Source organism: Phytobacter ursingii, from assembly GCF_001022135.1.
In the GTDB taxonomy this organism is placed as follows: Bacteria; Pseudomonadota; Gammaproteobacteria; order Enterobacterales; family Enterobacteriaceae; genus Phytobacter; species Phytobacter ursingii.
Genome location: NZ_CP011602.1, coordinates 4,799,114 through 4,820,543 on the forward strand (window position 1 = coordinate 4,799,114; position 21,430 = coordinate 4,820,543).

At 54.9% G+C, this 21,430-nt stretch carries 17 protein-coding genes and 1 pseudogene; 7 read left to right on the plus strand and 11 right to left on the minus strand.

Annotated features, from left to right (window positions below; all coding sequences use genetic code 11):
- Position 1: 1 nt before the first annotated feature.
- A complete protein-coding gene (locus tag AB182_RS26200; protein ID WP_047372619.1) occupies positions 2-1,912 on the minus strand; it encodes a PTS mannitol transporter subunit IICBA in 1,911 nt (636 codons plus the stop codon).
- A 539-nt stretch (positions 1,913-2,451) separates the two neighbouring features.
- Between AB182_RS26200 and AB182_RS26205 the strand changes: the two genes are divergently transcribed.
- The 3 genes from AB182_RS26205 (at position 2,452) to selB (ending at position 6,383) form a co-directional block, all read left to right on the plus strand.
- A complete protein-coding gene (locus tag AB182_RS26205; protein ID WP_047372620.1) occupies positions 2,452-3,060 on the plus strand; it encodes a glutathione S-transferase in 609 nt (202 codons plus the stop codon).
- Between the two features lie 96 nt (positions 3,061-3,156).
- Positions 3,157-4,545 (plus strand): L-seryl-tRNA(Sec) selenium transferase, encoded by a 1,389-nt coding sequence (gene selA / locus AB182_RS26210; RefSeq protein WP_047372621.1) that lies wholly within the window; start codon positions 3,157-3,159, stop codon positions 4,543-4,545.
- Positions 4,542-6,383, plus strand: a complete 1,842-nt coding sequence (selB, locus tag AB182_RS26215) for a selenocysteine-specific translation elongation factor (RefSeq protein ID WP_047372622.1) — start codon at positions 4,542-4,544, stop codon at positions 6,381-6,383. The genes selA and selB overlap by 4 nt, the downstream gene beginning before the upstream one ends.
- A 134-nt stretch (positions 6,384-6,517) precedes the next feature.
- On the opposite strand, the gene AB182_RS26220 is transcribed toward selB, so the two are convergent.
- Positions 6,518-7,594: a type I restriction endonuclease gene (locus AB182_RS26220; RefSeq protein ID WP_047372623.1), complete on the minus strand. Its 1,077-nt coding sequence runs from the start codon at positions 7,592-7,594 to the stop codon at positions 6,518-6,520.
- A gap of 426 nt (positions 7,595-8,020) precedes the next feature.
- Here AB182_RS26220 and AB182_RS33175 point away from each other — a divergent pair.
- The 3 genes and pseudogenes from AB182_RS33175 (at position 8,021) to dbpA (ending at position 10,047) form a co-directional block, all read left to right on the plus strand.
- Positions 8,021-8,187, plus strand: a pseudogene (locus AB182_RS33175) (type II toxin-antitoxin system HicA family toxin).
- Between the two features lie 14 nt (positions 8,188-8,201).
- Positions 8,202-8,618, plus strand: coding sequence for a type II toxin-antitoxin system HicB family antitoxin (locus AB182_RS26225; protein ID WP_047372624.1), 417 nt, complete (start codon positions 8,202-8,204; stop codon positions 8,616-8,618).
- Positions 8,619-8,673: 55 nt separating this feature from the next.
- On the plus strand, positions 8,674-10,047 hold the full coding sequence (gene dbpA / locus AB182_RS26230; RefSeq protein ID WP_047372625.1) for an ATP-dependent RNA helicase DbpA: 1,374 nt from the start codon (positions 8,674-8,676) through the stop codon (positions 10,045-10,047).
- A gap of 91 nt (positions 10,048-10,138) precedes the next feature.
- Here dbpA and AB182_RS26235 read toward each other — a convergent pair whose 3' ends face one another.
- The gene (locus AB182_RS26235; RefSeq protein ID WP_047372626.1) at positions 10,139-12,112 is read right to left on the minus strand and encodes a glycoside hydrolase family 127 protein; all 1,974 of its coding nucleotides are present in this window, start codon (positions 12,110-12,112) and stop codon (positions 10,139-10,141) included.
- On the minus strand, positions 12,099-13,499 hold the full coding sequence (locus AB182_RS26240) for an MFS transporter (RefSeq protein ID WP_047372627.1): 1,401 nt from the start codon (positions 13,497-13,499) through the stop codon (positions 12,099-12,101). Before AB182_RS26240 ends, AB182_RS26235 begins: the two co-directional genes overlap by 14 nt.
- 250 nt (positions 13,500-13,749) lie before the next feature.
- Between AB182_RS26240 and AB182_RS26245 the strand changes: the two genes are divergently transcribed.
- Entirely contained in the window at positions 13,750-14,568 is an 819-nt protein-coding gene (locus tag AB182_RS26245) for an AraC family transcriptional regulator (RefSeq protein ID WP_047372628.1), read from the plus strand.
- A 102-nt stretch (positions 14,569-14,670) separates the two neighbouring features.
- On the opposite strand, the gene araD is transcribed toward AB182_RS26245, so the two are convergent.
- From araD to AB182_RS26280, 7 genes are all read right to left on the minus strand, one after another.
- Positions 14,671-15,366 carry an L-ribulose-5-phosphate 4-epimerase gene (gene araD, locus AB182_RS26250; RefSeq protein ID WP_047372629.1) on the minus strand — a complete coding sequence of 232 codons (696 nt, stop codon included), beginning with the start codon at positions 15,364-15,366 and terminating at the stop codon, positions 14,671-14,673.
- Positions 15,360-16,220, minus strand: a complete 861-nt coding sequence (locus AB182_RS26255; protein ID WP_047372630.1) for an L-ribulose-5-phosphate 3-epimerase — start codon at positions 16,218-16,220, stop codon at positions 15,360-15,362. The genes araD and AB182_RS26255 overlap by 7 nt, the downstream gene beginning before the upstream one ends.
- A gap of 2 nt (positions 16,221-16,222) precedes the next feature.
- The gene (gene ulaD / locus AB182_RS26260) at positions 16,223-16,876 is read right to left on the minus strand and encodes a 3-keto-L-gulonate-6-phosphate decarboxylase UlaD (protein WP_047372631.1); all 654 of its coding nucleotides are present in this window, start codon (positions 16,874-16,876) and stop codon (positions 16,223-16,225) included.
- A complete protein-coding gene (locus AB182_RS26265) occupies positions 16,873-18,378 on the minus strand; it encodes an FGGY-family carbohydrate kinase (protein WP_047372632.1) in 1,506 nt (501 codons plus the stop codon). The genes ulaD and AB182_RS26265 overlap by 4 nt, the downstream gene beginning before the upstream one ends.
- A gap of 221 nt (positions 18,379-18,599) precedes the next feature.
- Positions 18,600-19,919: an MFS transporter gene (locus tag AB182_RS26270; RefSeq protein WP_047372633.1), complete on the minus strand. Its 1,320-nt coding sequence runs from the start codon at positions 19,917-19,919 to the stop codon at positions 18,600-18,602.
- Positions 19,920-19,972: 53 nt separating this feature from the next.
- Entirely contained in the window at positions 19,973-20,908 is a 936-nt protein-coding gene (locus AB182_RS26275; protein ID WP_047372634.1) for a DUF4862 family protein, read from the minus strand.
- A gap of 45 nt (positions 20,909-20,953) precedes the next feature.
- On the minus strand, positions 20,954-21,421 hold the full coding sequence (locus AB182_RS26280; protein WP_047372635.1) for a YhcH/YjgK/YiaL family protein: 468 nt from the start codon (positions 21,419-21,421) through the stop codon (positions 20,954-20,956).
- Between the last annotated feature and the right edge of the window lie 9 nt (positions 21,422-21,430).

Consider the following 21,430-nt stretch of genomic DNA (forward strand, 5'->3'; position numbering starts at 1 on the left):
GTTACGCTTTCAGCAACGCCAGTACTTCTTCAACGCTGTTGGTATTTGCCAGACGCTCGATAACGGTTTCATCATCCAGTGCGTTGGTCAGGCTGGTAATCACCTGAATGTGCTCATTGTTACGAGCGGCAATACCGATAACCAGACGGGCAATATCATCCTCTTCTTCACCGAAACGAACGCCTTGCGGGTACTGGCAGAATACTACGCCGGTTTTCAGCACGCGATCTTTCGCTTCAACGGTGCCGTGCGGTACGGCGATGGACTCACCCAGGTAAGTCGGGGTCAGTTTTTCGCGTTCCAGCATCGCCTCAACGTATTCCGGCTGAACATAACCGCCTTTAACCAGTTGCTCACCGGCAAAACGGATAGCTTCTTCTTTGTTGCTTGCAGTACGGCCCAGGAACACGTTTTCTGCACCCAGCTTGAACAGGTTGCTGTCGCCAGCGTCAAAGCTATCCTGCAAGCTGGTCTGAACCTTTACGCTGTTGTCCACGTGGCGCTGTGCGGCAACCAGGCGTTCAGTCAGATTGGTATACAGGCCGCTGTCCAGGAAGTTGGTCAGCGAAATGTGCTGTGCCTGAGGAGCCTGACGCATAGCGCGCTCGGTCAGGTCACGGTGCGTAATCACCAGGTCAACATCAGACGGCAGGCTATTGATAGCGCTGTTGGTCACAGAGATGTTGGTCAGACCGGCATCCTGGACTTTCTTACGCAGCACACCGGCACCCATTGCGCTGGAACCCATACCGGCATCACACGCAACGATGATTTTACGAACGTGGCTCAGGTCGTTAGTCACGTCGCCAGCAGCCAGCGGGGTAGCGCCTTTAGACTGTGCTTTCATGTCCTGTACACGACGGGTAGCCGCTTCGATATCTTCCTCTTCTTCTTTAACTTTGCTGGTTTTCAGCAGGATAGATGCGATAACGAAGGAGACGAGCAGCGCCGCGAAAATAGCCACGAGGTTCGCGAAGTAAGTTCCTTTCGGCGTCATTGCCAGCACGGCCAGGATAGAACCCGGAGAAGCCGGAGAGACCAGACCGCCGTTCAGCACGCTCAGCGTGAACACGCCAGTCATACCGCCGAGGATTACAGCCAGCAGCAGACGTGGGTTCATCAGCACATACGGGAAGTAAATTTCGTGGATACCGCCCAGGAAGTGGATGATAGCTGCGCCGCCAGCAGACTGACGAGCACTACCACGACCGAAGAACATGTACGCCAGCAGCACGCCCATCCCCGGACCCGGGTTTGCTTCGATCAGGAAGAAGATAGACTTGCCGAGATCATGAGACTGCTGAATACCCAGCGGTGAGAAGATACCGTGGTTGATGGCGTTATTGAGGAACAGGATTTTCGCCGGTTCAACAAAGATGGACGCCAGCGGCAGCATGTCGTGCGCCACCATGAAGTTAACGCCAGCAGCCAGGCCTTTAGACAGGACTTCAACCGCAGGGCCGATACCTTTAAACGCCAGCAGCGCCAGGATCATACCGATGATGCCAGCGGAGAAGTTATTCACCAGCATTTCGAAACCGGATTTGATCTTACCGTCTACCGCGGCGTCGAATTTCTTAATGCACAGGCCGCCCAGAGGACCGGCAACCATTGCACCCAGGAACATCGGCATATCCGCACCAACGATAACACCCATGGTGGTGATTGCACCCACCACGCCACCACGATCGCCACCCACCAGACGACCACCGGTGAAACCGATCAGCAGCGGCAGCAGGAAAGTAATCATTGGGCCGACGAGTTTCGCCAGCGTTTCGTTTGGTAACCATCCTGTAGGAATAAACAATGCGGTAATAATACCCCACGCGATAAACGCGCCGATATTTGGCATTACCATGTTGCTGAGGAAGCGACCAAAGCTTTGCACTCTGATCTTGATATCGGATGACATAAAACACCCCTTCTTATGTTTGCTATCTCACAGGCCGGAAGCCCGAGGTTTTGTTGTTAACGTGGCGGCAGAGGTAGCCGGACCCATGATCTGTGCTGCGAAATCTCGCACCGAATTGATGAACTGTCCAGATAGCGCCAATTTGTGTGATTAATATCACGTTAATGCAGGGGGTATACCATCCAATGAAGTGATCTTGGTCACAAAAGGAATGTGTAAAAAAAGAACAAAGGATAAAAATTAACCGCCAACAGCCTGTTAATGTGATGTTAATCACAATTGTTGGCTGTGAGTTTGTTTCTTGTTTGTGATCTAAATCACAAGATATTTTCGCCAGGAGTTTTCCGAGTGTGATCCCTCGCAAACTGTGGTTTTTCCGGTCCCCTGCCTCTGTAATTCCCTTTCATTTTTCACGCTGTTTCGAAAGCAAGACGCAATGCATATAGAGTCAGAGCAGTTTTCATATTTATGAAATGGTCTGCGCGCGCTTTGGTCTGGTAGTACATACTTAATGTTTTGTTGGCGAAGCGGAGAAAGCAATGAAACTTATCGGCAGCTATACCAGCCCTTTTGTACGAAAAATATCGGTCATCCTGCTGGAGAAGGGCATCACCTTCGAGTTTGTGAATGAACAGCCTTACAACGCGATTAACGGTGTGGCGCATTACAATCCGTTGGGAAAAGTACCGGCCCTGGTAACCGATGAGGGTGAAGTGTGGTACGACTCGCCGATCATTGCCGAATATATCGACCTGTTGGGCATCGCTCCGGCTATGCTGCCTGCCGATCCTAAAGCCGCGCTGAAAATTCGTCAGATTGAAGCACTGGCGGACGGGATCATGGATGCGGCGCTGGTTTCCGTACGCGAGCAGGCACGTCCGGTTGCTCAGCAATCAGAAACGGAACTCTTACGCCAGCGCGAAAAAATCAATCGGGGCCTCGATACCCTGGAAAGCTATATCAACGAAGGGGCACTGCGCATTGATGAGATGAACCTTGCCACTATTGCCATTGCCTGCGCCATTAGCTATCTCAATTTTCGCCGTGTCTCGCCCGGCTGGTGTGTTGAACGACCGCAATTGGTCAAAATGGTGGAAAATCTCTTTCAGCGTGAAAGCTTTGCGCGCACAGAACCACCAAAGGATTGACGCCCGTTCTGTCAGGCTGAACCAAGTCGCTGTACAATCCCTCCATGTCGAATCCCTCTCCTGTCGGGAGGGGGCCACTCTCAGCCAGGCCATTTCATGACAACGGAAAATCACTCGCTTTACAGCCAGATCCCCTCAACCGATCGCCTGTTACGTGATGAGGCGTTCACTTTGTTATTGACCGAATTTGGGCACAACCGTGTGGCGCAGACGCTGCGCCAGTTGCAGGATGAGGCCCGTGATGGCATCCGCCAGCGTCAGGCATTGCCCGTCTGGTGTAATGACTGGGCACAGGCAACGTATCAGCGCTTGTTAGATGAAAATGCCAGCGCATTGCGTCCGGTCATCAACCTGACAGGCACCGTGCTGCACACCAATCTGGGGCGGGCATTGCAGGCGGAAGCGGCGATAGAGGCGGTCGCACAGGCGATGCGTTCTCCCGTAACGCTGGAGTACTCGCTGGATGATGCCGGACGCGGGCATCGCGATCGGGCGTTGGCCGATATCCTGTGTCGTCTGACAGGCGCGGAGGATGCCTGCATCGTCAATAACAATGCGGCGGCGGTGCTTCTGATGCTGGCGGCAACGGGCAGCGGCAAAGAAGTGGTGGTCTCCCGTGGCGAACTGGTGGAAATCGGCGGTGCGTTTCGTATTCCGGATGTCATGCGTCAGGCAGGCTGTTTTCTGCATGAAGTCGGCACCACCAATCGCACGCATGTTAAAGATTATCGCGAGGCGGTGAACGACAATACCGCGTTGTTGATGAAGGTGCACACCAGCAACTATCACATTGAAGGCTTTACCAAAACGGTAGACGAAACTGAGCTGGTGGCGCTGGGTGATGAGCTGAATGTCCCGGTGATTGCGGATTTGGGTAGCGGCTCGCTGGTGGATTTACGTCTCTATGGTTTGCCAAAAGAGCCCATGCCGCAGGAACTGATTGCGGCCGGAGTGAGCCTGGTGAGTTTTTCCGGCGATAAACTGCTTGGCGGTCCGCAGGCTGGCATTATCGTAGGAAAAAAAGCGCTGATTGAAAAGTTGCAGCGCCACCCGCTTAAGCGGGCGTTACGGGCAGATAAAATGACCCTGGCAGCACTGGAAGCGACGCTACGTCTTTATCTGCACCCGGAAAAGCTGCGGGACAATTTACCGACCCTGCGTTTACTCACCCGCAATCCGGGCGAGATTCGCCAGCAAGCGTTGCGGCTTGCCGGGGTGCTGGCCGACCATTACGATGCGTTTGACCTGAGTGTAGAGGATTGTTTCTCGCAAATCGGCAGTGGTTCCCTGCCGGTGGACAGGCTACCCAGCGCCGCGCTGACCTTTACCCCGCGTGACGGCAGCGGGCGTCGTCTGGAAGCGCTCGCGGCAACATGGCGTAACCTGCCAGAGCCGGTGTTGGGGCGGATCGCTGATGGCCGCTTATGGCTCGATTTACGCTGTCTTGAGAATGAACCCCGATTTCTGGAGATGTTGTTGAAATGATTATTGCCACCGCCGGGCATGTCGACCACGGCAAAACGACATTATTGCAGGCGATTACCGGCGTGAACGCTGACCGTTTGCCGGAAGAGAAAGCGCGCGGTATGACCATTGATCTTGGCTATGCTTACTGGCCGCAGCCAGATGGCCGCGTGCCGGGCTTCATTGATGTGCCGGGACACGAGAAATTTCTCTCCAATATGCTGGCAGGCGTAGGCGGTATTGACCATGCGCTGCTGGTGGTGGCCTGTGATGATGGGGTGATGGCACAGACCCGCGAGCATCTGGCTATTTTGCAACTGACCGACAACCCGGCGCTGACCGTCGCGCTGACCAAAGCCGACAGAGTGGATGCGGCGCGTATTGATGCGGTACGGCAGGACGTGCTGGCGACGTTAAATGACTTTGGCTGGGAAGAAGCGGCGCTGTTTGTGACGGCGGCAACCGAAGCGCGCGGCATTGACGAACTGCGCGCGCATCTGCTGCAACTGCCTGCGCGCGCGCATCCGCAGCATCAACGTTTTCGTCTGGCGCTCGACCGGGCGTTTACGGTGAAAGGGGCGGGGCTGGTGGTCACCGGAACCGCGCTCTCGGGGGAAGTGCGCGTGGGTGATACGCTATGGTTGACCGGGGTAAATAAGCCGATGCGTGTTCGCGGTCTGCATGCGCAGAATCAACAGGCCGACAGGGCGCATGCAGGGCAACGCATTGCCCTGAATATCGCCGGCGATGCGGAAAAAGATGATGTGACCCGTGGGGACTGGCTGCTTTCCGTCACGCCACCCGAACCTTCGGAGCGTGTCATTGTGGCGCTGCAAACCCATACGCCGTTGACGCAGTGGCAACCGCTGCATATTCACCATGCTGCGAGCCATATCACCGGGCGCGTATCGCTGCTGGATAACAACCTGGCGGAGCTGGTGCTTGATACGCCGTTATGGCTGGCAGATAACGACAGGCTGGTGCTGCGGGACATTTCCGCGCGTGAAACGCTGGCAGGTGCCCGCGTGGTAGCGTTGCGCCCACCGCGTCGCGGCAAGCGCAAACCGGAGTATCAGCAGTGGATTGGCGCGCTGGCGGCCACGGAAAGCGATGCGCAGGCGCTGGCCGTGCATCTTCAACGTGGGGCGGTGAACCTTCCGGCATTTGCCTGGGCGCGGCAGTTGAGCGAAGCCGGGCTTGAGGCATTGCTGAAAGAACCGGGCTTTATCCGTGCGGGAGATAATCTGCTCAGTGCGCCTGTGGCCGCAGGCTGGCAGCGTAAATTGCTTGCGACGCTTGCGCAGTATCACGATCAGCATGCGGATGAACCCGGACCTGGCCGCGAGCGTTTACGCCGTATGGCGCTGCCGATGGAAGATGAAGCGCTGGTGCTGACGCTGATTGAACAGATGCGCGCCAGCGGTGAGATCCACAGTCATCACGGCTGGCTGCATCTGCCGGATCACAAAGCGGGCTTTACCGATGAACAGGCCGCCATCTGGCAACGTGCCGAGCCGCTGTTTGGTGATGAACCCTGGTGGGTACGTGATCTAGCGCGCGAAACGGGCGCGGATGAGCAGGTGATGCGCAGTGTGTTGCGCCAGGCGGCACAACAAGGGCTGATAACGGCGATCGTCAAAGATCGTTATTACCGCAACGATCGGATTGTCGCGTTCGCCAGTATGATCCGCGACCGCGATCCGATTCACGGTTCTACCAGCGCGGCAGATTTCCGCGACACCCTCAACGTCGGGCGCAAGCTCGCTATTCAGATTCTGGAGTACTTTGACCGCATCGGTTTCACCCGCCGTCGCGGCAATGACCATATCTTGCGCGATAAAGCGTTGTTTACGAAATAGCCTGGTTCCCCGGTGGCGCTGCGCTTACCGGGGCTACGACCGAGCGATGAAACATACTGTGCGCTCGATCGGTCCCCTCTCCCTTGAGGGAGAGGGCTAGGGTGAGGGGGGAATTTCGGATGGCAATGCCGGAGTCAGTTATAGAGCGCTGCAGTTGCTTTTAATATATCTGCGTAAGAATAGATATCATCAACATTGTCAATCGGATGACGCGTCTCATTTTTCTCAATATCGAAAATGCCTATGTATTTTTGAGAACGATTGAAATGCAATCGGCAAATAGGTTTTCGATTATTATCGTCGACTAAAATTCCAAAATAACTTTTTGTGTCCCTATGGTTAATGCGATGGGAATCAACTACGGTGCGCGTGATAGCTTTTACTATATGAAAACCTTCAAGTTCTTCTAGTGTTGTGGTGATCTCATTTTCATCTTTTAAAATGGGTTCGATTTTCTCAGTGCTCTCGTTTGATGGTTCACTTCTTACAGGGCTAATTCCGGTGATTGCGGATTTAAGTCTTTCATTAACCTGATCATTTAGAAATTGGCTAAAAGATTTTTTCGTCAAAATTAAAAAAGAATCTCTTACTTTTTGGGTTAAAATTCCATCATAAACACGGGATGCAAAGAATTTCACAAAATCATCTTCTGGTTCATTTAACTGTGCATGAAGAATTCTCTTTATTTGGCTAACATATTTTAACTCACCTGCGGCGTTAATGATTGATTCCAGGTCAAATGAAGATTTTGTGATTTTTTTTAGTTCAGGTACTAAGTTCTCATCAATATCCAGGAGATTTATTTCCAGGAATGGTTTCTCATCCATTTTATTGGGAGCATCAAGATCTGTGTAGAATTGATAAATTTGCCCATTAGTAAGAATAGAGATTCTTGCATTGGTAACGTGGAAGTATCTGAATAACTGCGATGCATGATTGATGTTGAGGGACTCGCCGATTTTTTTGCATTCGATAAGGATTTGTATGTCACCATCGCGCAAAATAGCGTAATCAATCTTCTCACCTTTTTTAGTGCCAACATCACACACGAATTCAGGGATGACTTCCAATGGATCAAAAACATCATAACCTAAAATATTATGTATGAATGGCATGACAAAAGCATTCTTGGTCGCTTCTTCAGTTTCTATTGCACTGATTTGTTGCTTAATCTTTGCTGATAAGGCGTTAAGCTTTTCAATGAATTCCATAATAGAGACCTTTTTGTGTTTTCCAGAGGTGGCTATTTTGGGATATCACTACCAATTATAAAACTCAATATCCTGGATGCCATTGGAAATTAAAAGTAGTGATTCGGGATCAATGTCACATATGGATAGGTTTGAGTAAAAGATATGTTAAAAATTATGATGAGTTGATATATCTGAAATTATTATTAGATATTTATCTGTTATTCATAGATATGAGGGTTTCTATTAACAACAGATGTTAATGATCGCTCTCCAATCGATTGTATAGAAAAATTTTTTATAACTTTTGCGCACCTCTTCCCAGACTACATCCCTTCCCGATGACCGACATTGTTCTCTGCGCTAGTGTGATCCTTGTGCCTGCATTCGTGTGTATGGTGTGTATAATCAAAAGCGGGAGCAAGGATTGTGACCAGCGCAGAGGTGATGGTTACCTTGAGAAAGCAGGGATGGGTCCATATCCGAACAAAGTGAAGCCACCATCAGTTCAGCCATCCCCAACGAACTGGGCTGGTGACGGTTCCCCATCCACGAAAAGACATAAACCAGGTACGCTGGCGCAAATCTGGCGTCAGGCGGGCATTAAATCATAACGCAGGAGCCAGACATGTTTTATCCGGCCTACATTCATGCTGATGCCGACGGCAGTGCCAGCGGTTTTTTCCCGGATGTTCCCGGGTGCTATTTTGCGGGTGACACGCTGAATGACGCATTTCGGGATGCACAAAGTGCATTGATGGCCCATTTTGAGACGCTCTGTGAAATGGGGGAGGCGTTACCCGGCGCGCGTGGGGTGGAACATCATCTTGAGGCACAGCCTGACGATTTCACCGACGGGCAGTGGCTGCTGGTGGACATCAACATGAACCAGTTTGATGGTCGCGCTGAGCGCATAAATATTACGCTGCCCCGCCGGTTACTGACTAAAATTGATACGTTTGTTCGCGACCATCCCCAGTTCAGTAATCGAAGTGCCTTCTTAGCCGAAGCGGCGCGTCGGGCATTAACGCGCGAGCAAATATGACCCGTTGCCCGTAGTCTGCTAGCATAGCGGCCTGCAACTACTCAGAGATAACACCGTGACCGCCTTTTCAACCTTAAATGCTTTGCCCGCTGAACTCCTCGCCAACCTTGATGAGCTGGGTTATCACTCCATGACCCCGGTCCAGGCGGCGGCATTGCCGGCGATCCTTGAAGGCAAAGACGTGCGCGTACAGGCGCAGACCGGCAGCGGCAAAACCGCCGCCTTTGGCTTAGGCTTGCTGCAGCACATTGATGCCAGCCAGTTTGTGACCCAATCTCTGGTGCTTTGCCCGACGCGCGAGCTGGCCGATCAGGTCGCCAAAGAGCTTCGTCGTCTGGCGCGTTATCTGCCCAATATTAAGATTCTGACTTTATGCGGCGGCGTGCCGTTTGGCGCACAGCGCGATTCGCTCCAGCATGCGCCGCATATCATCGTCGCCACACCGGGCCGTCTTCTGGATCATCTGGAAAAAGCCACCGTCAGCCTGGACGCCCTGAAAACGCTGGTGTTGGACGAAGCCGATCGCATGCTCGATATGGGCTTTAGCGACGCCATCGACGCGATTTTGCGCCATGCGCCAGAACGCCGCCAGACGCTGCTCTTTTCCGCCACGTGGCCTGCGGCGATTGCGGCCATCAGTACCCGCTTCCAGCGCGATCCGCAGACCATCGAAATCGACGCGGTCGACGCCTTACCGGCGGTGGAACAGCACTTCTACGAAGTCTCGCGCCGGGAAAAAATTCCGTTGCTGTTGAGTTTGTTAAGCAAACATCAGCCGGCCTCCTGCGTGGTGTTCTGTAACACTAAAAAAGATTGCCAGGAAGTGTGCGATGCCCTGAATGAACGTAACCAGAGCGCGCTGGCGCTGCATGGCGATATGGAACAACGCGACCGCGACCAGACGCTGGTACGCTTTGCCAACGGCAGCAGCCGTGTGCTGGTGGCTACCGACGTCGCCGCGCGCGGGCTGGATATCAAAGCGCTGGAAATGGTGATCAACTACGAACTCTCCTGGGACCCGGAAGTGCACGTACACCGTATTGGCCGTACCGCGCGTGCCGGGCAGAGCGGCATGGCGCTGAGTCTGTGCGCACCTGAAGAAGCCCAGCGTGCGGCGATTCTCGGTGAGATGCTGGCGATTTCGCTCGACTGGCAATCCCCGGTTATCAGCAACAACATCAAGCCGCTGGAAGCCGACATGGCGACGCTGTGTATTGATGGCGGGAAGAAAGCCAAAATGCGCCCGGGCGATATTCTGGGCGCCCTGACCGGTGATATTGGGCTGGATGGCGCAGATATCGGCAAGATCGATATGCACCCGATGCATGCCTATGTTGCGGTGCGTCAGTCCGTAGCAAAACAGGCCTGGAAGCAGCTCCAGCAAGGCAAAATCAAAGGCAAAGCCTGCCGGGTGCGTCTGCTTAAATAAAACCCGGCATCCCCGGTAGCGGGGCGACAGCATGGCGGTAGCCCGGATAAGCACAGCGCATCCGGGACATCCCAACCCCTGTCGCTTCGCCTTACCTTTCCTCGTTAACCCAAATCCGCATCTCCCCTTCGCCACGGTTCGCCCAAGAGAACCACGGAATAAAGGTCAGCGTCTGCGCCTGGCGTTCGCCGGGCGTTTTGTCATACCGCCACAGCGCCTGTTGCCCGGCATCCGCCGCCGTTTGTTTATAGCCCTGTGCCTGAATCAGCATTTTATGGGCGAAGATCCCCTTGCCCTCAAAAACGGTGAATGCCGCCTGCGGTGGGAGCCACAGGTTATGCAGCTCTTCCCCATTGTCCGCCTGCTCCAGGCAGTAGACCAGCGGCCCGCGCTGAATCGCCACTTTGCCCGCCACATGGCGCAGCAGCGGATTGCCATACACCCGACGTACCGGCATCGGCAGGGTAAGCGTCAGGGTATCCCCCTCCTGCCAGCGACGCTGAATGTGCAAATAACCTTTGCGGATGTCTTTCACGACGTCCATACCGTTCAGTGAAACCTGCGGATTATCGCACCAGTCCGGCAGACGCAGGGCCAGCGTGTGGTCAATCGCCTGCGGTGACTCAATGGTAAGGGTAACCTGCTCCTGCCACGGATAGTTACCGCTGATACGTAGCCGCAGCGCCTGGTCGCCCACCGGGATCTCCACGCTGTTACCAATGTAGAGATTGATATAGAGCGCATCCTCGCGCGGCGTGTAGAGATAATGGCCGAGCGAGGTGAGCACGCGGGCAATATTCGGCGGACAGCAGGCACAGCCAAACCAGCGCTGACGAACGGGCTTCACGTGGTCATAGATATGATTGAATTTCAGCGACTTCGGATGCACTTCCAGCGGGTTAACGTAGAAGAAGTGTTTTCCGTCCAGCGCCATCCCACCGAGCACCGTATTGTAAAGCGCGCGCTCCATCACGTCGGCGTACTGACTGTCGGCCTCCATCTCCAGCATTCGGCGGGCGAACATCATCAGCCCAATCGAGGCGCAGCTTTCGGCATACACCGTGTCGTTGGGCAGGTCGTAATCGCTGCTGAACGCCTCGCCGCTGCTCTGCGAGCCGATGCCGCCGGTGATATATAACTGGCGCTGCGCCATATTGTTCCATAGACGCAGGCAATCCTGACGCTTGCCTTCATCCTGGCTTAAGCGCGCCAGATGGGCCACACCGGTCATCAGGTAGACGAAGCGTACCGCGTGGCCGATGGCGGTCTGCTGTTCGGCCAGCGGCTGATGCGCCTGGCTGTAAGCTTTGTCTTTGACCATCCAGGCCGGGCCATAGGTGTTCCAGTAAGAGGTTTTGCCGCGCTTTTCATACTCTGCATCGTAAAAATGCGGCCGGGTGCCGCGCTGTTCGACAAAGTAGTTCACCAACGCCATATAGCGCGGCTCCTGCGTCACTTCATACAGGCGCATCAACGCCAGCTCGATTTCCGGGTGGCCGGGGTAGCCGTGCAACTGCTGTTCGCCGGGTCCAAACACCGTATCGATATGATCTGCCAGGCGGCAGACGACATCGAGCAGGCGGCGCTTGCCGGTACCCTGGAAGTACGCCACGCCCGCTTCAATCATGTGCCCGGCGCAATAGAGCTCATGGCATTCGGCCAGGTTAGTCCAGCGATCCTGCGGTGCTTTGACCGTGAAATAGGTATTGAGATAGCCGTCGTCACATTGGGCCGCGGCGACCAGTTCGATCACCTCATCGGCGGTCTTCTCCAGTTCCGCATCCGGCTTCTGGCAGAGCGACCATGCCACCGCTTCCAGCCATTTGGCGACGTCGCTGTCCTGAAAGACCATGCCGTAAAACTCGCCCTCCTGCAGCCCGGCAGCGATACGAAAGTTTTCAATCGCATGGCTGGGGTCGGCTTCGGCGATACGGTCATTCAGCGCGTCCCACTGGTAGGGAATGACAACCTCGCGCACCAGTTGTTGGTACTGGCCGAGAAACGCATCGCTGACTTTCAGTTTGTGCAGATCGACTTCCATTACAGACTCCTTAAGACTGAACATGACGCTGGCGCAGATCGGTAGCAATACGCGCCATCATGGGATTGTTGAGCTTGCAGACGCGGATGGTGAACGCCAGCAGCAAATGGAAAAGGGCGGGCAGCAGTGTCTCCATTGCAGTGATGCCTTGTAACGAGGCCGGGGTCTGATTTCCTGCGCCTGGCTGGTAGGCGACGAAAATAAACACCAGGCTGATGATGACGGCGCTGGAGGCCCACGCGAGCTTGATGCAGAAGAGGTTAAAGGCGAAGTTCATGCCGGATGAACGCACGCCGGTCTTCCACTCGCCGTAATCATCGGCGAAAGCCATCAGTGAGAAGTGCAGCGGCAGGGTAAAGCCGAGGATGACGCCGTTGCCCAGAATCACCGCCAGCCACAGGGTTTGCCAGGCCGGGCCGGTGGGCAGGAACCACATCATTACTGACAGCGCGGCCAGCACCAGGTTGGTGGAGTAATAGAGTTTCACCGTGTCCAGTCGCTTCGATAGCGGGTTCACCAGCACCGAGCCGAGAATCGAGGCAAAGGTCACCATGGTGAAAAACAGCGAGGTATAACCAGTGCTGCCCTGCAGTACATAGGTGATAAAGTACATGTAGCCGCCGCCGCGAATATTGAACACATTGATCAGCAGGAATGACATTAGCAGCATCAGTAACAACTGGTCGTTTTTGCGCAGCCCCGCCATATGTTCACGCAGGGTGAATTTGCCCATCGTTGACAGCGGCACCCGTTCGCGCACCCAGAAGAAACAACACAGGAACATCACCACGGCAATCGCGCACAGTACGCCGACACCGAGTTGGTAACCCTGCGCGGCATTGCCTTTACCCAGCGTGGAGACCAGCCACGGCAAGCCGACAGAGACCAGAAAGCCCGCCACGCCGCACAGCACAAAACGCCAGGACTGGCAGGAAATCACTTCGCTGTGACGCGTGGTCATCGTATTGATAAGCGCGCAATAGGGCACGTTGATGGCGGTATAACCGACGGAAAGTAAAAGATAAGTGCCAAACGCCCAGGCAATTTTCACGTTCATACTGGCATCGGGTACGGTGAAGGTCAGTACGCCGATAATGCCGACAGGCAGGGCAATCCACAGTTGCCAGGGGCGAAAGCGACCCCAGCGGCTTTGGGTGCGGTCGGCAATGATCCCCATTACCGGATCAGAGATGGCGTCAAAAACACGTAAGGCCATAAACAGCGTACCGACCAGCGCCGGGGTTAAGCCAAAAATATCGGTATAAAAAAAGGTCAGAAAATTCATGATTAAGCAGGTTATTACCGTTCCGCCTGCATCACCCAACCCATAGCCTATTTTTTCACGTACGGATAATTTATCGTCCAGCGCCTTTTGCGCTGAATCGGTATTGGAAATTAATGTTGAAGTCATGGAAAACGCCTCACGGATATTCCAAAAGTAACCCGCTTATTTGCAGATTTTGTTTTGTAGTTTGCAAAGTACGTTATTTATTTTGCATTGAATTCACCACACAACAAGGGAAGGGAAAAGTACAAAAAGGTGACGATTCCGACCTGATGCGCAAAGTGTGATTTTGATCCGGAACAAGGCTTATATTTCGTTAATAATCAAAAACAAAATAGAGGGTTATTGTTCATATGTAGCGAGAATTGACATATTTATGCTTCAATTATCCATAACATTTCCGCTCCGTGTACAAAATGGCGGCTTATTTATCTCTCGCGGCGTGGGGAGCCATCCATCACGTACTCTGCATTCCTGGGAGGTGATTTTCGTCGAAAAGGGGACATTAGCGATCCGCGAAGAAGATAAACTCTTTACGGTTAATGCCGGCGAAACGCTTTTACTCTGGCCGCAGCGACGACACGTTGGTGTAGGGGAATTTCCGGCAGATCTTAAATTTTACTGGCTGCATTTTGAATTAACGGCGGCGGCGGAAAAAACAGGACAAAACAGTGTGCTTATGTTGCCACAACATACTGCATTAAATGATCCGCAATATATGACAGCGTTATTTCGCCAGTTTTTACATGAGCAGGAAAATGTCCATCGCAGCGTGGCGATGGAATGTATTTTACTGCTGATTTTGCAACAAATATCGGCCTCGGCGCAAAGTGAGCGCGCCGTGGATAATCCGGGAATGGCGCTCGCCTGGAAAGCCCGGCAGATGATTGGCACGCAGTTTCATCTGCCGATTTCAGCCTCGACGCTGGCGAAGGAGCTGCACTGTAACGCCGACTACCTGGGCCGGGTGTACCGGCGCGCTTTTCGCCTGACGTTGACCGAAGCCATTCATCGCCAGCGGGTGCGGGCGGCCGAAAAATTGCTGATTAGCGATTCGTTGTCGTTAAAAGAGGTGGCGGGGCAGTGCGGGTTCCACGATGTGGGCTATTTCCGGCAGGTATTTCGCAAGCACACCGGACTGACGCCCGCCGCCTGGAAGCGGCGGTATTGCAAGGAGCATATTAATTCGGGGTGAGGATGGTGCGGTTTTTCCCCCTCTCCCCAAAGGGGCGAGGGGATGGTTTGCTCCCTCTCCCTGTGGGAGAGGGCCGGGGTGAGGGCATCAGACCGCAGAGGACTACTGCCCGTAATAGGCGTTAGCCCCGTGCTTACGCAGATAGTGTTTATCCAGCAGTTCAGACTGCATATCCGGCAACTGTGGCGCCAGCTGGCGGGAGAACAGACCCATATAGGCGCACTCTTCCAGCACCACTGCATTATGCACCGCGTCATGTGCGTTTTTTCCCCACGCAAACGGACCGTGGGAGTGCACCAGCACGGCCGGAACCTGCATTGGGTTCAGGTCGCGCGCTTCAAACGTCTTGATGATCACTTCCCCGGTTTCGTACTCATACTCGCCGTTGATTTCCTCGGTCGTCATCAGACGCGTGCACGGAATGGTGCCGTAGAAGTAGTCCGCGTGCGTCGTGCCCCAGGCAGGCAGATCCAGCCCCGCCTGCGACCAGATCGTCGCGTGGCGGGAGTGGGTATGCACAATCCCGCCAATTTCCGGGAAGCGACGATATAGCGCCAGGTGCGTTGGCGTATCAGAAGAGGGCTTTTTGCTGCCGTCCACGACCTTGCCGCTGGCGATATCCACCACCACCATATCGTCGGCTTTCATCACCTCGTACTCCACGCCCGAGGGTTTAATCACCATCAGTTTGCGGCTTTCATCGACTGCGCTGACATTACCCCAGGTAAAGGTGACAAGCCCGTGGGCGGGTAGCGCCAGGTTGGCCGCCAGCACCTCGGCTTTCAGTTGCTCTAACATATGAATCCTCCTTCCTGCATACGGGCTTCAATCCAGCGACGGGCCTGGATGATCTCCAGCACCGGCTCTTTGGCTTTTTCGGTCCACATCTCAATCAGAAATGCGCCGCGATAATTCAGGTTCTGCAATGTACTGAATACATTGACGAAATCTACACAGCCTTCGCCGAACGGCACGTCGCGGAACTGGCCGGGGCTGGTTTCGGTGACGGGTTGCGTGTCTTTCAGGTGGATGGCGGCGATACGGTCGATGCCGAGCGCCAGCTCTGCCGGTACGTCGTTACCCCACGCGCTGAGGTTGCCCACGTCCGGGTAGACGGTGAACCACGGCGAGGCGAGCATCTCGTCCCATTTTTTCCATTTGGTAATGGAGTTCATAAACGCGGTGTCCATGATTTCCACTGCCAGCATCACCTGCGCCCCTGCCGCCTGCTCAACGGCCCATGCCAGCCCTTCGGCGAAACGCTGCTGAGTGCCTGCGTCATGCTCTTCGTAATAGACGTCGTAACCCGCAAGCTGAATAGTGCGGATACCTAAATCGCGTGCCAGTTTGATGGCTTTGATCATGATATCGCGGGCGCGTTCACGCACGGCTTCATCGCGGCTGCCGAACGGGAAACGGCGATGGGCGGAAAGACACATCGACGGAATCGATACATTGGTTTCCAGCATCGCTTCCACTAACGAGGCGCGCTGGGCAGTGGTCCATTCGAGTCGCGAGAGTCGCTCGTCGGTTTCGTCGACGGACATTTCCACGAAGTCGAATCCGCAGCTTTTAGCCAGAACCAGACGCTCCGGCCAGGATAAGTCTTTCGGTAACGCTTTTTCATAAATACCTAACGGATGGTTGCGCATGGTTACGCTCCCCAGATGTCGCGAATGCGGGCGTGGAATTCTTCGGCGACCTGCTGCGGATTCGCCGCGCCAGACAGCGCGCGTCCGGCAATGAACGCCTTCACATTGATCTCTTTGAACAACGGCAAATCGGCAGGGGTGATGCCGCCGGTGACGGAAAGTTCCAGACCGATGTCGGACAGCGCTTTCATGCGCGCCAGGTCCGCTTCGCCCCACTGCTGGCCGCTCGCCTGGGCGTCACGACCACGGTGGTAAATCGCCTGACGCACGCCGGTGTTGTACCAGTCGCGGGCATCATCGAAAGTCCAGTTACCAAACAGCTCAATCTGGATTTCGCCCCCGCGCGCGGCAGCGACGGCATGGCCTTTTTCGATGGTGGCGAGCGGGGCAGCGCAGATGATGGTCATCCAGTTTGCACCCGCTTCCAGCGCCTGCCGGGCAAGCGTTTCACCGGCATCGGCCACTTTCCAGTCGGCAACGATGGTTTTCTCCGGACACTGGGCGCGTAAAGCACGCACGGCCTGCAGCCCTTCGCTGAGGCAGAGAATGGTACCCGCTTCCACGATGTCGACGTGGTCTTTTAACAACGCCACGTCACGCTGGGCGGCGGCAAGGTCGGTGTGGTCGAGCGCCAGCTGCAGTAATGGTCGGCTCATAAAGAGTGCTCCTTAATACGGGCGTGAAAGCCCTGAAGTGCTTCAATTAAAATCTGGTAACGGTGATATTTGCGCTGGTAGGCGGCATGGGCGTTCATGTCCGGCGTCAGGGTGTGCATCGCGTAATTAAGCGTCTGCTGGGCATCGCTAAAGTTCTGATAGATGCCGGTGCCGACCAGCGCGGCGATGGCTGCGCCAAAACAGCCGGTCTCTTCCACCTGGGGGAGTTCAACGGGCAGGCCGCTGACATCCGCCAGCATCTGCATCCACACCCTGGAATGGGCGGGGCCGCCGGTGACACGCAGGGCGCGCACGTCGGTAAAACGCTCACGCATGCGGTTGAGGTGCGTCATATGGCTGAACACCACCCCTTCGTAGACCGCCTGTAATAAATGCGCGCGGGTGTGCAGCGCCTGCATGCCATAAAAGCCGCTGGTCATGTCGAGCCCGGCGTTGCTGCCATACAGGAAAGGTAAGAAGAAGACGTCACTACCCGCTTTCGGCAGGCTGTCGACGAGTTTGTTGATCTCGTCAAAGCTGATGTCGCCCCACTGGGTGGTTAGCCATTCCAGATTGCCGGAAGAGGTGGGGCTGGCTTCGTGCACAATGTACTGGCCGTCATTGACATAGCGGCCATACACATAAGGGTGTGCTTCGTTGTCGCGCAGCCCTTTGGCGATACCGCTGGTCACCGCCCAGGTGCCCATCACGGCATTGAGCGTGTATTCGTCTTCCAGACCGGCGCAAATCGCGGTGGAAACCACATCAAACAGACCGCCCACAACGGGAGTTCCCGCTGCGAGACCGGTAATGGCGGCTGCCTGAGCGGTGATTTCCCCGCTGATCTCGGCTGAACCCACAATCGGCGGCAACGCGGGGTCTATCTCGCTAATGCCCAGCCATTGCGTCAGGCAGGGGTCATACTGCCCGGTGGTCATATGGTAGAGGTTGGATTCAGAGATATTGCTCTCTTCGCACCCTTTCACGCCGGTCAAACACCAGCGCAGGTAATCGTGGCCCATCATCACACAACCGATCTGTGCGTAACGTTGCGGCTCGTTTTCTTTTACCCAGCGCAGCAGCGAGGCCGGGTGCCCGGTCCACAGGGTCTGGCGCGTTAACGGGTAGAGTTTTTGCGGAATGCCATCCTGCTGCCAGCGCTTGACGATTTCCATGGCGCGGCGGTCGGAAGAGAGGATCGCGCTACCCAGAGGCTGGTCATTTTTATCGAGCAAAAATAATCCTTTGCCCTGAGCGGAAATGCCCACGCCCTGAATGTTTTCACCGCCAACGCCGGTCCGTTGCAACAGGCGGGAGATGGTCGCCGCACAGTGCTGCCACAGTTCCGCCATGTCGCGTTCCGCCCAGCCGGGTTGCGGGCTGAGGGTGCGCACGGACTGGCGCTCAATGGCAAATTCTTTACCCTGGCTGTTATACAGTCCTGCTTTCAGATAAGTACCGCCACAATCGATACCCAGCCAGAAGGTCTCTTTTTCACTCATCTTTTTATCCTGGTGTATGCCCTCTCCGCGTGGGAGAGGGCAGGGGTGAGGGCATCAGGCCGCACCGGGTTTACCCCCTCTCCGCGTGGGAGAGGGTAGGGGTGAGGGCATCAGACCGCACCGGGTTTACCCCCTCTCCCTGTGGGAGAGGGTCGGGTTGAGGGCATCAGGCCGCACCGGGTTTACTTCCTCTCCCTGTGGGAGAGGGCAGGGTGAGGGCATCAGGCCGCACGTTTTGTCGCATTAACCGCACCCACAGACGACGCTTTGGCGTCACATTTCGCAGGCAGCAGCAGCGCCATCAGCGCGGCAATCGCCAGAGACACCGCCAGGCAGTAGACGCCCGCATCTTTGCTGTACATGGTGATCAGTACCCCCACGGCATACGGACCGCAGAAGCCGCCCAGGTTGCCCAGGGCGTTAATCACGCCGCGTGCGCCGCCGGCCATTTCCGCGCTGAACAGACGTGCAGGAATGGTCCAGAACACCCCGGCTGCGGATTGCAGGAAGAAGCCGCAGCCGACCAGGGCGGCATATGACAGCCAGATGCTCTCTTTCAGGGTGACGGAGAGGAACATGCAGGTGGCGAAGCCAATCAGCGGCAGGGAGACGAACAGTTTGCGTTTACCGGTACGGTCGGACAGAGAAGAGAACAGGAACATCCCGGCGATTGCGCCGACATAAGGCAGAATGGCAAGCATCCCGACCTGGCCCATGCTGGTGTGGGTCAACTCTTTGAGGATGGTAGGCAGCCACAGGGTATAGCCATAAATCCCGGTCTGATAGAAGAAGTTCAGCGCAATTAACTGCCACATGGTGCGGTCAGATAACACCGCGCCCAGCGAGGCATTGACCACGGTTTTACCCGCAATGGCCCGCTGCTCGGCGGCCAGGGTTTCCACCAGATATTTCTTCTCGGCCTCAGAAATCCAGCGCGCTTCCTGCGGACGGTCATAAACGGTCAGCGCCCACAGCACCAGCACGACCAGTGACAGCAGACCTTCGATGATGAACAGCCAGCGCCAGTCGAGTGCGGTAATGATCCAGCCGGAGAGCGGAGCGGTGATGATCCCGGCAATCGGCACGAACATAATGACGATGGCATTTGCACGACCACGTTCGGCATCCGGGAACCAGTTGCTGATCATGGTGAGCACCACGGGCAGCATGCCGCCTTCCGCCACACCGAGCAGGAAACGCAGTGCCAGCAATTGATATTGGTTGGTGACAATGCCGGTCAGGACAGAGATGACCGCCCAGGCGACCAGTGACCAGCCGATGAATTTTTTCCCGCTGCCGTGTACCGCGATTTTCCCGCCCGGTACCTGCAAAAAAAGGTAACCAAGGAAGAAAATACCGCCAGCCAGACCGGCCATAGTGGCGGAAATACCTAATTCTTTATCCATACCGCCAGGCATGGCAAAGGCGATATTCACGCGGTCCATATAGGAAATAATACACGCGATAAGAATAGGGGGAATAATTCTTAACCAACGTTGGCGCGGAATATCCACAGATGTAGCGTAAGAGGAAGTGTTCATATTAATCTCTCGTTAAAAGTAACTGGCCTTGCGATTAAAGTGACGCTTTATATTTATTGTCTGGATTTGTTTAACGCGTGAATGCCATCGCGTAATATGGCTATGCGATGATTCGCATCAGCATTAGCATCAATTTCCAGTAACTTAATACCGGCAAACTGTAATTTTGCTGTGTCAGCCACATTAAATAATTCTTTAGCACTTTCTACCGTGAGCAGGCTTTCCGGGCAGAAAGGGGCGAAAGGCGTGTGCAGGTCAGTCCATTCACCATACGGCCCTTCGGTGGCGGTGCCGGAGAACATCAGCGCCCCCAGTTTGCCTGCGGCTTTCACCACCTGAGTATGTTCCAGCGGCAGGGCGGTGTTACGCCCTTCAATCGCAGAACGCGCCCAGTTAATGCACACATCAATGTTGTAACCGGCGAGGGTTTCCAGCACGTTTTCCAGCGGCAGAAAACCTTTGCGCGGGGCGGGTTTGTTCATGGCATCGCAGTGTTCCAGTACGAGCGAGCATGACCAGTCCCAGCTGGCGATTTCTTTGATGGAGCGGGCAAACGCCTCGGTTGCCTGCGCCACATCAGCGTTACCGCCCAACGGTGCAGCCTGCAGCTCCAGCGAAATCACCTTGTTGGCGAAACGCTGGTTTACTGCATTGATTTTATTGAGCAAATGACGATGGAACTCGACGCATGCCCGACGTTGCTCTTCATCGCTGGAGGCCAGGCCGAAGGCCAGATTGCCGCCACTGCGACGACGCATGGTTTCCGGGATGGCAGTGACCACAATCTGCCACTCGCCCGGCGTGTGCCGGAACAACCACTCATCGCCGTAGGCATGCAGATTCTCATGGCACGGCTGTTCCAGGCCGCGAATGTGCGGCGTATCTGCGAGTAAACGCCAGAATTCCTTCTCTTCCTGTTCGCTTTTTTGGTGAAACGAAGGCGCACAGGGGTATGCGCCGATAATATAACCGGCGTCATTCGTTTTCATGTTTCGCTCCTCTTATTTATCGGATATCGATAAATAAACAACGGATTAATTCAGTGCGGAAACCGCAACTTTAACGACTATTTTTCTGATCGCTGTTTCTCTGTGTTTATTACAGGCAGGGCGATGGACATCCTGCGGGAAAAATATGGCGTAATTACCCGGCACCATTTCAATCAGTGATTCATTTTCACTGTCGTGGTAGAAAATAATATCGCGCTGCTCAAGCAGTTCTTCGCTCACCACGTTATTGCCAGTATCAATGGCGACACCAATTTGTTCTTCGCCGGAATATAAATATTGAATATCCAGATAACGGCGATGCACTTCCGGGCGCAGCTCATCGTGAGGGCGAGTGGTCAAATCGAGGATCTGCGCGTAAATGGTGCGCCCCTCAATTTCCACCACGCCCGGCTCCAGCTTGCTGAAATCCGTGGTACGCAGGAACGCCAGCGCCTTTTCAATCGCTGCCGGATACCGGCAAGCGTTGGGTTGAGAAATATGTCCATAAATCATGATGATAAT

Excerpts from the sequence above, each read along its gene's own strand:
- AB182_RS26200 (WP_047372619.1), bottom strand. The coding sequence starts at position 1,912 with ATGTCATCCGATATCAAGATCAGAGTGCAAAGCTTTGGTCGCTTCCTC.
- AB182_RS26205 (WP_047372620.1), top strand. The coding sequence starts at position 2,452 with ATGAAACTTATCGGCAGCTATACCAGCCCTTTTGTACGAAAAATATCG.
- selA (WP_047372621.1), top strand. The coding sequence starts at position 3,157 with ATGACAACGGAAAATCACTCGCTTTACAGCCAGATCCCCTCAACCGAT.
- selB (WP_047372622.1), top strand. The coding sequence starts at position 4,542 with ATGATTATTGCCACCGCCGGGCATGTCGACCACGGCAAAACGACATTA.
- AB182_RS26220 (WP_047372623.1), bottom strand. The coding sequence starts at position 7,594 with ATGGAATTCATTGAAAAGCTTAACGCCTTATCAGCAAAGATTAAGCAA.
- AB182_RS26225 (WP_047372624.1), top strand. The coding sequence starts at position 8,202 with ATGTTTTATCCGGCCTACATTCATGCTGATGCCGACGGCAGTGCCAGC.
- AB182_RS26235 (WP_047372626.1), bottom strand. The coding sequence starts at position 12,112 with ATGTTCAGTCTTAAGGAGTCTGTAATGGAAGTCGATCTGCACAAACTG.
- AB182_RS26240 (WP_047372627.1), bottom strand. The coding sequence starts at position 13,499 with ATGACTTCAACATTAATTTCCAATACCGATTCAGCGCAAAAGGCGCTG.
- AB182_RS26245 (WP_047372628.1), top strand. The coding sequence starts at position 13,750 with ATGCTTCAATTATCCATAACATTTCCGCTCCGTGTACAAAATGGCGGC.
- araD (WP_047372629.1), bottom strand. The coding sequence starts at position 15,366 with ATGTTAGAGCAACTGAAAGCCGAGGTGCTGGCGGCCAACCTGGCGCTA.
- AB182_RS26255 (WP_047372630.1), bottom strand. The coding sequence starts at position 16,220 with ATGCGCAACCATCCGTTAGGTATTTATGAAAAAGCGTTACCGAAAGAC.
- ulaD (WP_047372631.1), bottom strand. The coding sequence starts at position 16,876 with ATGAGCCGACCATTACTGCAGCTGGCGCTCGACCACACCGACCTTGCC.
- AB182_RS26265 (WP_047372632.1), bottom strand. The coding sequence starts at position 18,378 with ATGAGTGAAAAAGAGACCTTCTGGCTGGGTATCGATTGTGGCGGTACT.
- AB182_RS26270 (WP_047372633.1), bottom strand. The coding sequence starts at position 19,919 with ATGAACACTTCCTCTTACGCTACATCTGTGGATATTCCGCGCCAACGT.
- AB182_RS26275 (WP_047372634.1), bottom strand. The coding sequence starts at position 20,908 with ATGAAAACGAATGACGCCGGTTATATTATCGGCGCATACCCCTGTGCG.
- AB182_RS26280 (WP_047372635.1), bottom strand. The coding sequence starts at position 21,421 with ATGATTTATGGACATATTTCTCAACCCAACGCTTGCCGGTATCCGGCA.